This window comes from Variovorax sp. V213 (genome assembly GCF_041154455.1).
In the GTDB taxonomy this organism is placed as follows: Bacteria; Pseudomonadota; Gammaproteobacteria; order Burkholderiales; family Burkholderiaceae_C; genus Variovorax.
In genome coordinates, this window is sequence record NZ_AP028664.1 from 2,519,198 (window position 1) to 2,531,911 (window position 12,714).

The 12,714-nt window shown below is 66.8% G+C and carries 10 protein-coding genes; 4 read left to right on the plus strand and 6 right to left on the minus strand.

Translation table 11 applies throughout. From position 1 onward, the window contains the following. Positions 1–95 precede the first annotated feature (95 nt). Genes ligA through smc form a run of 3 tightly spaced genes read right to left on the minus strand, consistent with a single transcriptional unit; the run spans position 96 to position 6,831 of the window. Positions 96–2,180 carry an NAD-dependent DNA ligase LigA gene (gene ligA / locus ACAM55_RS11980; protein ID WP_369656201.1) on the minus strand — a complete coding sequence of 695 codons (2,085 nt, stop codon included), beginning with the start codon at positions 2,178–2,180 and terminating at the stop codon, positions 96–98. A gap of 22 nt (positions 2,181–2,202) precedes the next feature. Next, positions 2,203–3,303 carry a cell division protein ZipA C-terminal FtsZ-binding domain-containing protein gene (locus ACAM55_RS11985; protein ID WP_369656202.1) on the minus strand — a complete coding sequence of 367 codons (1,101 nt, stop codon included), beginning with the start codon at positions 3,301–3,303 and terminating at the stop codon, positions 2,203–2,205. Positions 3,304–3,315: 12 nt separating this feature from the next. Next, positions 3,316–6,831, minus strand: coding sequence for a chromosome segregation protein SMC (smc, locus tag ACAM55_RS11990; RefSeq protein WP_369656203.1), 3,516 nt, complete (start codon positions 6,829–6,831; stop codon positions 3,316–3,318). Positions 6,832–6,944: 113 nt separating this feature from the next. Between smc and ACAM55_RS11995 the strand changes: the two genes are divergently transcribed. The 4 genes from ACAM55_RS11995 (at position 6,945) to ACAM55_RS12010 (ending at position 10,138) form a co-directional block, all read left to right on the plus strand. Then, entirely contained in the window at positions 6,945–7,706 is a 762-nt protein-coding gene (locus tag ACAM55_RS11995) for a hypothetical protein (protein WP_369656204.1), read from the plus strand. A 59-nt stretch (positions 7,707–7,765) separates the two neighbouring features. After that, positions 7,766–8,080: a helix-turn-helix domain-containing protein gene (locus tag ACAM55_RS12000; protein WP_369656205.1), complete on the plus strand. Its 315-nt coding sequence runs from the start codon at positions 7,766–7,768 to the stop codon at positions 8,078–8,080. Beyond that, the gene (locus ACAM55_RS12005; RefSeq protein ID WP_369656206.1) at positions 8,077–9,375 is read left to right on the plus strand and encodes a type II toxin-antitoxin system HipA family toxin; all 1,299 of its coding nucleotides are present in this window, start codon (positions 8,077–8,079) and stop codon (positions 9,373–9,375) included. Before ACAM55_RS12000 ends, ACAM55_RS12005 begins: the two co-directional genes overlap by 4 nt. A gap of 70 nt (positions 9,376–9,445) precedes the next feature. Then, positions 9,446–10,138, plus strand: a complete 693-nt coding sequence (locus ACAM55_RS12010) for a mobilization protein (RefSeq protein WP_369656207.1) — start codon at positions 9,446–9,448, stop codon at positions 10,136–10,138. Between the two features lie 56 nt (positions 10,139–10,194). Here the strand turns inward: ACAM55_RS12010 and ACAM55_RS12015 are convergent, their stop codons facing one another. The 3 genes from ACAM55_RS12015 to cysW are packed head-to-tail and all read right to left on the minus strand — an operon-like array spanning position 10,195 to position 12,713. Next, positions 10,195–10,698, minus strand: a complete 504-nt coding sequence (locus ACAM55_RS12015; RefSeq protein WP_369656208.1) for a disulfide bond formation protein B — start codon at positions 10,696–10,698, stop codon at positions 10,195–10,197. Beyond that, positions 10,695–11,792 carry a sulfate/molybdate ABC transporter ATP-binding protein gene (locus tag ACAM55_RS12020; RefSeq protein ID WP_055806422.1) on the minus strand — a complete coding sequence of 366 codons (1,098 nt, stop codon included), beginning with the start codon at positions 11,790–11,792 and terminating at the stop codon, positions 10,695–10,697. The genes ACAM55_RS12015 and ACAM55_RS12020 overlap by 4 nt, the downstream gene beginning before the upstream one ends. Before the next feature lie 18 nt (positions 11,793–11,810). Beyond that, on the minus strand, positions 11,811–12,713 hold the full coding sequence (gene cysW / locus ACAM55_RS12025; protein WP_369656209.1) for a sulfate ABC transporter permease subunit CysW: 903 nt from the start codon (positions 12,711–12,713) through the stop codon (positions 11,811–11,813). Position 12,714: the final 1 nt, after the last annotated feature.

The following is a 12,714-nucleotide window of genomic DNA, read 5'->3' on the forward strand; positions in this document are numbered from 1 at the left end:
CCTTCTGTTTATTCAACGTCAGCTTGTAGGCCCTGTTGACTGCGCTGGTGTGAAGTCGCGTAACGGGCGGTAAATACACCGCGCCGTCGACCTCTTCACCCCGGAACGCCGTTGGCGAGTATTTCCAGCATACCCGCCTCGTCGATCACGTTCACGCCAATCTCACGAGCCTTGTCGAGCTTGCTGCCGGCCTCCTCTCCAGCCACCAGGTAGCTTGTCTTCTTGCTGACCGAGCCTGCCACCTTGGCACCGGCGGCTTCCAATTTATCCTTCGCCTCGTCCCTGCCGAGCGTAGGAAGGGTGCCGGTGATCACGAAGGTCAAGCCCGCCAACGGCTTGGGCGCGCGGGCGGCAGGCTCGCCCTCTTCCCACGTCAGCCCGCAGGCCCGCAGCTGCTCGACCACTTCGCGGTTGTGCGGCTGGTCGAAGAAGGTGCGCAGGCTCTGCGCGACCACCGGTCCGACGTCGTTGACCTCGAGCAACTGCTCCTCGGTCGCGTCCATGATCGCGTCGAGCTTGCCGAAATGCTTGGCCAGGTCTTTTGCGGTGCTCTCGCCCACATGCCGGATGCCAAGGCCGAACAGGAAGCGCGGCAGCGTGGTCTTCTTGGAGGCTTCGAGCGCATCGACGATGTTCCTGGCCGACTTCTCGGCCATGCGGTCCAGGCCCGCCAGGGTCGTGAAGCCGAGCCTGTAAAGGTCGGGCAAGGTGCGGATCAGATTGGCATCGACCAGTTGCTCGACCAGCTTGTCGCCGAGCCCGTCGATGTCGACCGCGCGCCGCGCCGCAAAGTGCAGGATGGCTTCCTTGCGCTGCGCCCCGCAGAACAGGCCGCCGGTGCAACGGTAGTCGACTTCGCCCTCTTCGCGCAGCGCCTCCGAGCCGCACACCGGGCACTGGTGCGGCATGGTGAACAGCGGACCGCGCTCGGTGTCGGGCCTGGCCAGGCTCTCCGGCACCACGCCGACCACTTCGGGAATCACATCGCCGGCGCGACGCACGATGACCTTGTCCCCCACGCGCACGTCCTTGCGGCGCGCTTCGTCTTCGTTGTGCAGCGTGGCGTTGGTGACGGTCACGCCGCCAACGAACACCGGCGCGAGCTTGGCGACCGGCGTGAGCTTGCCGGTGCGGCCCACCTGCACTTCGATGCCGAGCACGTCGGTGATCTGCTCCTGCGCCGGGTACTTGTGCGCCACGGCCCAGCGCGGCTCGCGCGAGACGAAGCCCAGCCGACGCTGCAGCTCGAGGCTGTCGACCTTGTAGACCACGCCATCGATGTCGTAGGGCAAGGCATCGCGCTGGCGCCCGATGTTTTCGTGAAACGCTATCAATTCAATAGCGCCTCTCGCACGTGCCGTCTGCTTCGCCACAGGGAATCCCCAGGCGTCGAATTGCTGCAGCCAATCGAACTGCGTGGAAAACTCCGGCCCGCCCTCGCTGGCGGGCGTGACTTCGCCGAGGCCATAGGCAAAGAAGCTCAGCGGTCGCGCCGCGGCAATGGCCGGATCGAGCTGGCGCACCGCGCCGGCCGCCGCATTGCGCGGGTTGACGAACACCTTCTCGTTCTTCTGCCCGGCCGCGATCTTTTCGCGCTGGCGTTCGTTGAGTGCCTCGAAGTCGGCGCGCTTCATGTAGATCTCGCCGCGTACTTCGACCACAGGCGGGGCCTTGCCGCTCAGCCGCAGCGGAATCTCGCGCACCGTGCGGATGTTCTGCGTGACCTCTTCGCCGACTTCGCCGTCGCCGCGCGTGGCGGCCTGAACCAGTACGCCGTGCTCGTAGCGCAGGTTCATGGCCAGGCCGTCGAACTTGAGCTCGCAGACGTATTCGATCTGGGGCCCGTCTTCGGCCAGGCCGAGTTCCTTGCGCACGCGGGCATCGAACGCGCTCGCCCCGGCCGGCGTGATGTCGGTTTCGGTACGGATCGACAGCATCGGCACCCGGTGGCGCACTTTCACGAAGCCTTCGAGCACCTTGCCGCCCACGCGCTGCGTCGGCGAATCGGGCGTGCGCAGCTCGGGGTATTCGGCTTCCAATGCCTGCAGCCGCTGGAACAACCTGTCGTATTCGGCGTCGGGCAGTTCGGGCGCATCGAGCACGTAATAGAGGTGGGCGTGCTTGTGGAGCTGTTCGCTCAGTGCGGCGGCTTCGCGTGCCGCTTCGTCGCGCGTTGTCATGGGTGTCTCCCGAACGATCGGATCAGCTGAAGAGGCGGCGAGCCAGCGGCGAGCCGGCGGCCAGGTCGCGCGACTCGAGCGTGTCGTAGAGCTGCTCGAGGTCGGCGCCGATGGCATCCATGGTTTCTTCGCGCAGCAGTTGCCCGTCGCTGTCGGTCACCACGCCGTCCATCTCGCGCGCCAGCGTGGCAGCGGCCTCGCGCATGCGGCGGAACGGCTGCTCGGCGCGATCGACCTGCGGCACGTCCAGGCTCAGGCTGAGCTCGCGAATGGCCGATTGCGCGGGATCGTCGGCCAGCGCGGCCTGGGTGTCGAACGACAGCCCGAGGATCGGCGGCAGTCCGGCTTCGCTGGTCGGCAGCACCATGCGGCCGGGAATGATGCCGGCCACGAAACCCAGCCGGGCCGCGTTCTGCTGCACGTAGCCCGGGCTCCAGGCGGCATGCAGCGCGCGCAGCACGAAACCCAGCTGGGCGTCATGCGCGCTGGCGAACTGGTCGAGCTCGCGGGCGCGGGCCACTTCGTCGAGCATCTCGGGAAACTCGAGCGCGCCGTTCACGGCATCCGCAAAGGCCTGCGCCTTCACGACGAATTCGGAATACTCGATCTCGTTGAGCGCACCGGTGCGATTGGCCAGTTGCACGCCCACCTGGAACGCGCTGTAGCGCTGGCCCGGCACGGGCGGCTCCCACTGGCCCGTGTGCTCGTTCAGGCCTTCGATGGCCACGGGCTTGCTGCCCGCACGGCGCGTGGATGGCATGGCCGCAATCGCCGCGTCGCCCGAGGCAAGCCCGTCCAGCGAGACCGGCGCAATCACGTCGATGAGCGGATCGAGTCCGCCGCGCCGCTCGGCGGTCGGGACCGGGCTGGCGCCCGGCGCGGGCAGATCGGGATCGAACAGGGGCTCGTGGCGCTCCTGGCCCGGCACCTGGTGCGGATCGATGTGCAGCATCGGCTCCACGCCGCCGGACGATGCGGAGGGCCGCTCGGCATCGGTCAGATCAAGGTCCCGCGCGTCGGGCTGCCGAGGCGCATTGCGGCGCGAGGTGACTGTGTTGAAGGCAACGACGGCCGCGAGAACGAGGCCGCCGAGGATGGCCAGGGCGAGTGTGAGATTGCTCATGCGCTGCCCGGCTCAAGCAGCTTCGACCATGGAAGCGGCCGCTTCCATGTCGACCGCGACGATGCGCGAGACACCCTGCTCCTGCATGGTGACGCCGATCAGCTGCTCGGCCATTTCCATGGCGATCTTGTTGTGGCTGATGAAGAGGAACTGGGTTTCGCGGCTCATGGCGGTCACGAGTTTGGCATAGCGTTCGGTGTTCGCGTCGTCCAGCGGCGCGTCCACTTCGTCGAGCAGGCAGAAAGGCGCCGGGTTGAGCTGGAAGATCGCGAACACCAGCGCGATGGCCGTGAGCGCTTTCTCCCCGCCCGAGAGCAGGTGGATGGTCTGGTTCTTCTTGCCGGGAGGCTGCGCCAGCACCTGCACGCCGGCATCGAGGATTTCGTCGCCCGTCATCACCAGCCGCGCATTGCCGCCGCCGAACAGCTCCGGGAACATGCGGCTGAAGTGCTCGTTGACGATCTTGAAGGTACCGCCGAGAAGCTCGCGCGTTTCGCCATCGATCTTGCGGATGGCGTCTTCGAGCGTGCCAATGGCTTCGTTCAGGTCGGCGGACTGCGCATCGAGAAAGGTCTTGCGCTCGCTGGCCACGGCAAGCTCGTCGAGCGCCGCCAGGTTCACCGCGCCCAATGCCACCACTTCGCGGTTCAGGCGGTCGATCTCGCCTTGCAGGCCCACGAGGCGAACCTTGTCGGTCTCGATCGACAGCGCAACGGCTTCGAGGTCGGCGCCGGCATCGCCCAGCAACTGCTGGTACTGCTCGACACCGAGGCGCGCCGCCTGTTCCTTGAGCTGGAATTCGGTGATGCGCTGGCGCAGCGGATCGAGTTCGCGCTCAAGCTGCAGCCGGCGTTCGTCGCTGGCACGCAGCTTCATCGTGAGGTCGTCGTACTGGCTGCGCGCGGCACCCAGGGCGGCTTCGCGCTCGAGCTTCAGGGCCAACGCATCCTGCAGCCCGGCCTGGGCGGCCGCATCGGACAGACGGCCGAGCTCGGCCCTGGCGCGCTCGTCTTCGTCAGTGAGGGCTACCACCTGCTGCGATGCGGTTTCGATCGCGCGGTTCAGCTCGCCGCGGCGCGCTTCCAGCGTGCGCTGCGAGAAGGTGGCTTCCTGCGCCTGCCGTTCGAGGCTGCGGTGCTGCTCGCGGCTGGCGGTCAACGCGCGGCCGGCTTCGATCACGCGCTCGTCGAGTTCCGCATGGCGTTCCTGGCTGTCGGCAAGCTGCATGTCGAGCTCTTCGAAGCGGCCTTCGGCGGCCACGCGCTTTTCCTGCAGCTCTTCCAATTGCGCGTCGACTTCGGCAAGGTCGGTGGCCAGTTGCTCGCTGCGCGCGCGCGTCTGTTCGGCCAGCTGCGTCATGCGCAGCGTTTCCACCTGCAGTTCATGCGCGCGGGATTGCGTTTCTGCCGCTTCACGGCGCGCGGCCACGAGGCGCTGCGCGGACTCGGCATAGGCGGCTTCGGCACGAACCAGGGCCGCGCGCGCTTCTTCGCTGATGAGCGTCTGCGCGCGCAGCTGGCGCTCGAGGTTTTCCATTTCCTGCTGGCGTGCCAGCAGGCCGGCCTGTTCGGAATCGGGGGCATAGAAGTTCACGCTGTGCGAGAACACGGCGTGGCCGCTCTGCACGTAGATGACTTCGCCCGGCTTCAGCGTCGCGCGCTGCGCAAGCGCCTCTTCGAAGCTCTGGGCCGTGTAGCAGCCGTGGAGCCAATCGGTCATCAGGGCCTGCAGGCCCGCGTCGTTCAGGCGCAGCAGGCTCGACAGGCGGGGCAGCGTGCCGCCGTCTTGCGATACGCCAGCCGCCGGCGGGCTGTAGAACGCCAGCTTGGCGGGCGGTGCGTCGTTGCCGAAGGCGCGCACCATGTCCAGCCGGCTGACTTCGAGCGCGCCCAGGCGCTCGCGCAGCGCCGCTTCGAGCGCGTTTTCCCAGCCTTGCTCGATGTGGATGCGGCTCCACAGGCCCTGCATGCCTTCGAGCCCGTGCTTGGCAAGCCAGGGCGCCAGCTTGCCGTCGGTCTTGACCTTTTCCTGCAGCGCACGCAGCGCCTCGAGCCGTGCCGAGAGCTCGGCATGGCGCGCACCTTCGGTGTTGACGGCCTGCTGCTTCGCGCGGCGGTCGTCGTCGAGCTGCGGCACCGATTCCTGCAGTTCGTGCAGGCGGGCGTCGGCCTCGCTCGCGGCTTCCTGTGCGGCCGCGTGCTCCTCCTGCATGGACTGCAGGCGGGCTTCGTCGGGCGCGGCCAGCGCGTTCTGGTCGGCACGCAGGCGTTCGCTGCGCTGCGTGAGCTGCCGGCTCTGGTCTTCGATGTTGCGCTGGTCGGCGGCCAGCACCTGGATCTGCTGCTGGACCTGCCCGACGGCGGCGCGCTGCGTGTTGGCTTCGTTCTGGGCCCGCTGCACGGCTTCCTCGAGCTCGGGCATGCGCGCGTCGTGTTCTTCGAGCTGGGCGGCCAGCAGCACGGCCTGCTCTTCGGCATCGACGCCCTGGCCGGCCAGGGTTTCGATTTCTGCCTCGGCCTCTTCGCGGCGGCGGCCCCACTGGCCCATCTGCTCGCGCAACTGGACGAGCCGCTGCTCCACGCGCTGGCGCCCTTCGACCACGAAGCGGATCTCGCCTTCGAGGCGACCGACTTCGGCGCTGGCCTCGTAGAGCTTGCCTTGGGCCTGATTGACCTGGTCGCCAGCCGCGTAGTGGGCCTGGCGCACGGTTTCGAGCTCGGCCTCGATGCGGCGCAGGTCGGCGGTGCGCGATTCCAGGTCGTTGATCGCCTTTTCCGACTCGGCCTTGATCTTGGCCTGGTCGGCGTCGCTTTCGCTGCGCTTGAGGAACCACAGCTGGTGCTGCTTCTTCGTGGCATCGCCCTGCAGCATGTTGTAGCGCGCGGCCACCTCGGCCTGCTTCTCGAGCTTTTCGAGATTGGCGTTCAGTTCACGAAGAATGTCTTCGACGCGCGTGAGGTTCTCGCGCGTGTCGCCCAGGCGGCTTTCGGTTTCGCGTCGGCGCTCCTTGTACTTGGAGACACCCGCCGCCTCTTCGAGGAACAGGCGCAGTTCCTCGGGCTTGGATTCGATGATCCGGCTGATCGTCCCCTGCCCGATGATGGCGTAGGCACGCGGGCCGAGGCCAGTGCCCAGGAACACGTCCTGCACGTCGCGGCGGCGCACCGGCTGGTTGTTGATGTAGTAGCTGCTGGTACCGTCGCGCGTGAGCACGCGCCGCACCGCAATTTCACCGAACTGGTTCCACTGCCCGCCCGCGCGATGGTCGGCGTTGTCGAACACCAGTTCCACGCTCGAACGGCTGGCCTGCTTGCGCGTGGTCGTGCCGTTGAAGATCACGTCCTGCATTGACTCGCCGCGCAGCTCCGACGCACGCGACTCGCCCAGCACCCAGCGCACCGCATCCATGATGTTCGACTTGCCGCAACCGTTGGGCCCGACAACGCCGACCAATTGGCCTGGCAGCAGGAAGTTGGTGGGTTCGGCGAACGACTTGAAGCCCGAAAGCTTGATGGAATTAAGACGCACGACTTGTCGGCCTGCCTTGACGTAGCGCCAAGGTATTGATTTGTAAGGAAAATTGCACGGGCCTGCCGCTCGAAGCAGGCCGCCGCCCCAGCCGTGGATGATAACGTCAGGGCATGAGCGATTCCCTGGTTTCATCACCCTTCGCCGCGCGTCGCGGCTGCCTGCTGGCTGGCGCAGCCGCCTTGCTGGGTCTTGGCGGCTGTGCGGCCGTACGTTCCACCGAACGCGCCGAACCCTATGCCAATCAGGAATGGCTGCAATCCAGCGCCAACCGCATTGCCAACCTTTCCTTGCGGGACAACCTGCAATCGATCCGGCGTGTGCAAACCACGCTGTACCGGCGCAACCCGCGCGAGTGGCGCAAATCCGCAGCCAGTATCGAGGCCGCCGCCCAGCGCGCCTGGGACGCGGTGCTCACCGGGCCCGCCCTGCCCGAACTGCGCGGCGCCACTGGCATCGATGCGATCCGGCTGGCGTTCGACACCGGGCCCCAGGGTTACCAGGGAGACCGGGTCGCGGCGCTGGTCGTCGGCTGGGCCTCGATGCTCAAGCAGGCCAACGGCGACACCTGGGACCAGACCTTGCTCGACGGTGTCAATGCCGAGAACAGCTACCGTGCGGCGCGCAATTTCGAGATATCGCTCTGGCTGATCTCGTCCAAGACCGGCCCCGACGGCCAGCCCCTGCTGCTGGCCACCGAGATCAGCGAGCGCGGCCGCAACCTCGTGGCCGACCGCGAGTTGTCCAAGGTGGTGGCACGGCTCGACCTGCTGGCCGCCCAGGCGGACGAGAAATACCGACGGGCCGCCCTCGATTTCGGGCAGAACTGGGTCATGGGCGTGGTCATGCCCTTCTTCACGCTCGTGCCCAGGTAGAAGCAAGGCCACTCAAGGAAATATATTTCCTGAAATGAGCTTTACGGTAATATCTTTCCGTGACCAAGCAGGAACTCATCACCGCCCTCGCAGCCCGGCGTGATGCCACGGGCATCACCCATGCTGAAATTGCGCAGCGCTCCGGACTGACCGAGCGCTCGGTGCGCAATGCGCTGAGCCTGAAGGGCAACCCGCAGCTGTCTTCGCTGCTGGCACTGGTCGATGCGCTCGGGCTGGAACTGCAGCTGGCGCCCAAGGGCTTCGGCCAAAGCGCGGGCAGCGATCCCGACTACCGCCCCGTCGCCACCCGCGTGGGCCATGCCGTCGCGCAGGCGCCCTCCCCGCCCTACGTCAACAAGCGCCGCTCGCCATGAACGTCAAGATCCTCGAGGTCTCGCTCGGCACGCGGCGCTTCGGCAAGCTCTTCCAGTACGCCGACCTGTGCCGCTTCGTGGCCGAGCCGGAGCTGGTCGCCGCGCCGCCGGAGGAGGTGCTTTCGCTGTCAATGGTGGCGAGCGACCCGGCCGCGCAGTCGGCGCTCTGGGCCGACGTGAAGAACCCGTTGTTCAATGCGCAGGGCGGCCAGCTGCCGCGCTTCTTTCAGAACCTATTGCCCGAAGGCGTGTTGCGCAGCCACATCGCACAGCTGCGCGGCTGCCGCGAAAACGACCACTTCGAGCTCCTCGCGGCCTGCGGCGGCGACCTGCCCGGCGCGGTGAGTGCCAGGCCGGTGGCGGTAGACCGCCCAACGCTGCAGCGGCTCATCACGCAGGACCAGGACGCGCTCGAGATGTCGGTGGTCGAACTGCCCATGCCGCAAGGCATCTCGGTGTCGGGCGTGCAACCCAAGCTCGGCCTGCGCCGCCAGGGCGGCCGCTACGTGGCGCGCACCCGCGCCGGCGCGAGCACGCGCGTGATCGCCAAGCTGCCCGTGGCCGGACGCCCCCACATGCCGCAACTGGAAATGCTGTCGCTCCGGTTGGCCGGCGCGGCCGGTGTCGAGGTCTGCCATGCGGAGCTGGCACCGCTCTCGGCCATCGCGGCCGAACACAGCTATGCGCTGCCCGACGAGCCCGAGTTTCTGGCCGTCACGCGTTTCGACCGCGAAGGCGCACGCCGCATTCATTTCGAGGATTTTGCGCAGGTGCTCGCGGTCGACCCGATGCACAAGTACAGCGCCAGCTATCTCGACATGGCGCTTGCGATGCAGGCCTTCCCGTCGCTGGGCGAAGAAGCCGTGCTCGAACTCGTGCGGCGCCTTGCGGTGAACGACCTGCTCGGCAATCCCGACGCGCACCTGAAGAATTTCGGCGTGCTCTATCCGGACGGCATCGCACCGCGGCTGGCGCCGGCCTACGACATCGTGGCGTATGCCGCGCTCCAAGGCGTCGACGGCCACGCCCTCCCTCTGCTGCCCGCAGCGCCCGGCATCGCCGCCCCCAGGCGCACGGCCTTCTTCACGCCGGCCAGCGTGCGCGCCCTCTGCTTCTCGGCGGGGCTGCACGAGCCGCTGGTCCGGCGCGTCATTGCCGACACGGCGCGGCTCGCGCGCAGCCAGTGGCCGCCGATGATCGAGGCATCGACACTGCCCGCCGCATGGAAAAAAAGGCTGCAGCAACGCTTGCAGGCACATCCCTTGCTGCAAGGCATGGCGAGGCGCGGCAAATAGAAATCGAAAACGCGGCCCCTAGAATGAATCAGCCCTTCACTCCTCAACCCATTCGAGGCAGCAGCAACTCATGAGCTCCATCAATTTCATCGGCGGCGAAAAAGGCGGGGTCGGCAAGTCGGTCACCGCGCGCGTGCTGGCGCAGTACTTCATCGACCACAGCAAGCCTTTCATCGGCTTCGACACCGACCGTTCGCACAGCTCGTTCACGCGTTTCTACGAAGGCTTTGCGTCGCCCATCGTGGTCGACAGCTTCGAGGGGCTCGACACCGTGGTGAACGGCTTCGAAACCAATCCGCAGCAAAGCGTCATCGTCGACCTCGCCGCCCAGACGCTGGCGCCGCTGTCGCGCTGGATCAAGGAATCCGATCTGTTCGACGTGTTCGGCGAACTGGGCGTGGCCGTCAACTTCTGGCATGTGCTGGACGATGGCAAGGACTCCACCGACCTGCTCGGCGCGTTGATCGACACCTTCGGCAACCGGCCCAACTACATCGTGGTTCAGAACTACGGCCGCGGCAGCGACTTCGGCATGCTGCTGGCGTCGCAGTCGCTCTCCAAGGCGACGGCGAACGGCGCTCGGGTGATCACCCTGCCGCGACTGCACGACGCGAGCATGCGCAAGATCGATGCACAGAACACGAGTTTCTGGAAGGCCGTGAACGACCGTGAAGGGCCCCATGCACTCGGCCTCCTGGAGCGCCAGCGCGTGAAGTCATGGCTGGCGACCGGCTACGCGGCTTTCGACACCCTGCCGCTGTAGCCATTGTTCGGGGCTCTCCATCCGCTGGTGGAGAGCCGCCGCTCGACGTCGCCTGCTCAGCGCACCGGGCGCCGGCGAAGAAGCAGCACCAGCAGCAAGACTGCGAGAACGACGAAGGCAATGAACGACCAGTTCGCCAGCGTCAGGCCGAACAGCGACCAGTCGACCTTCGAACAGTCGCCACCGCCGCGGAAGATCATCGGCAGCGCCCGCTTGAGTGGAAAGGTCTCGATCATCCCGTACAGGTCGCGTCCGCACGAGACGACTTCGGGCGGATTCCACTGGAGCCAGCTTTGCGACGCTGCCGTGTAGGCGCCGCCGATGGCCGCAGCCAGTGCCAGCACACCGCCCGTGGCCTGCAGGCCGCGGCTGCGGAACACGCCGGCCAGGCCGGTGAAGAGCGCCACCAGCACCAGCGCATAGCGCTGCACGATGCACATGGGGCAAGGCTCCAGGCCCACCACATGCTGCAAATAGAGCCCGAAGGCCAGCATGAGAACGCAGGCAAGGCAGATCAGCCCGTAGGCGCGGCGCGGCGCGCCGAAATACCAATCGATCAAGGGGAAACCCAATCTTCTTCTACGAACACCCTGGCCTTGCGCGGTGTGGCGACGACGGTGTCGCCCTCTTGCAAGCCCAGTTCCCGGAACTGTTGCGCAGGGAGTTGCGCCTCGATGATGGTTCCGGAGCCCGGATTATCTGGATTCGTTTCGGTGGGCTCAAGTTCCAGCCGCGCGATCGGGCCGACCACGATGGCCCGCGACAAGGTGGCGACGATGCCGGTTGCGCCGGCGGTGTAGCGCTCGACGGTGAGATCGTGCGGGCGCACATAGGCCATGGCCTTGGCGTCGCGCGCACCGCTGTGTTCCGGCGAATCGAGGCGCATGCCGTCGAGTTGCACCGCGCCGTTGTCGGCCCGGCCATGGAACAGGTTCACGTCGCCCAAAAAGCCATAGACGAAGGGGCTTGCGGGCTGGTCCCACACCTCTTGCGGGGAACCGACCTGCTCGATGCGGCCCTTGTTGATGACCACCACACGGTCGGCCACCTCGAGCGCCTCTTCCTGGTCGTGCGTGACGAAGATGGAGGTGACATGCAGTTCGTCGTGCAGCCGGCGCAGCCAGCGGCGCAACTCCTTGCGCACTTTGGCGTCGAGCGCGCCGAAGGGCTCGTCGAGCAGCAGCACCTTGGGCTCCACCGCCAGCGCGCGCGCCAAAGCGATGCGCTGCCGCTGGCCGCCGGAGAGCTGCGAAGGGTAGCGGTCGGCCAGCCAGTCGAGCTGCACCAGCTTGAGCAGGTCGGTCACCTTCTGCTTGATCTGCGCGTCGCTCGGGCGCTCCTTGCGCGGCTTCACGCGCAGGCCGAAGGCCACGTTCTCGAACACCGTCATGTGGCGGAACAGCGCGTAGTGCTGGAACACGAAGCCCACCTGGCGTTCGCGCACGTGCACGTCGGTGGTGTCCTCGCCCGAGAAAAGAATGCTGCCGGTGTCGGCCGTTTCCAGCCCCGCGATGATGCGCAGCAGCGTGGTCTTGCCGCAGCCCGAAGGGCCGAGCAGCGCGACGAGCTCGCCCGACTCGACGTCGAGGTTCACGTTGTTCAGTGCCCGGAAGTCACCGAACTGCTTGCTGATGTTGCGGATTTCGATACTCATGGTCTTGTTCTTTCTCTCTCAGGCCGCCGTGGGCTCGGGCGGACGTTCCGGCGGCAGATCGGCAATCGCCTTCATTTCGCGTTCGTGGCGCCACTCGATGACCGACTTGATCACCAGCGTGACCAGGGCCAGGATGGCGAGCAGCGAGGCCACGGCAAACGCCGCCACCGACTGGTATTCGTTGTAGAGCACTTCCACGTGCAGCGGCATGGTGTTGGTCTGCCCGCGGATGTGGCCCGACACCACCGACACCGCGCCGAACTCGCCCATGGCGCGTGCGTTGCAAAGAATCACGCCGTACAGCAGCCCCCACTTGATGTTGGGCAGCGTCACGCGCCAGAAGGTCTGCCAGCCGGTCGCGCCCAGCACGATGGCAGCCTGCTCTTCGTCAGTGCCCTGCGCTTGCATCAGCGGCACGAGCTCGCGCGCGATGAACGGAAAGGTGACGAATACGGTCGCGAGCACGATGCCGGGCACGGCGAAGATGATCTTGATGTCGTGCGCGGCAAGCCACGGGCCGAACCAGCCCTGCGCACCGAACACCAGCACGTAGATCAGGCCCGCCACCACTGGCGACACCGCGAACGGCAGGTCGACCAGCGTGGTCAGGAAGGCCTTGCCGCGGAACTCGAACTTGGCGATGGCCCAGGCCGCGGCCACGCCGAACACGAGGTTCAGCGGCACCGCGATGGCAGCCGTGATCAGCGTGAGGCGAATCGCGCTCCAGGCGTCGGGCTCCTTCAGCGCTTCGAGGTAGGCGCCGACGCCCTTGCGCAAGGCCTCGGTCGCCACTGCCGCGAGAGGCAGCACCAGAAACAGGAACATGAACGCGAGCGCAAGGCCGATCAGAAGCCATCGCACCCAGGACGATTCGGTGGTGCCGGCCTGCGCGCGGCGAATGATCTTGGAAGGGGCACTCATG

Bases quoted from the DNA above. Each gene is read 5' to 3' on its own strand.
- ligA (WP_369656201.1), bottom strand. From the start codon at position 2,180: ATGACAACGCGCGACGAAGCGGCACGCGAAGCCGCCGCACTGAGCGAA.
- ACAM55_RS11985 (WP_369656202.1), bottom strand. From the start codon at position 3,303: ATGAGCAATCTCACACTCGCCCTGGCCATCCTCGGCGGCCTCGTTCTC.
- ACAM55_RS11995 (WP_369656204.1), top strand. From the start codon at position 6,945: ATGAGCGATTCCCTGGTTTCATCACCCTTCGCCGCGCGTCGCGGCTGC.
- ACAM55_RS12005 (WP_369656206.1), top strand. From the start codon at position 8,077: ATGAACGTCAAGATCCTCGAGGTCTCGCTCGGCACGCGGCGCTTCGGC.
- ACAM55_RS12010 (WP_369656207.1), top strand. From the start codon at position 9,446: ATGAGCTCCATCAATTTCATCGGCGGCGAAAAAGGCGGGGTCGGCAAG.
- ACAM55_RS12020 (WP_055806422.1), bottom strand. From the start codon at position 11,792: ATGAGTATCGAAATCCGCAACATCAGCAAGCAGTTCGGTGACTTCCGG.
- cysW (WP_369656209.1), bottom strand. From the start codon at position 12,713: ATGAGTGCCCCTTCCAAGATCATTCGCCGCGCGCAGGCCGGCACCACC.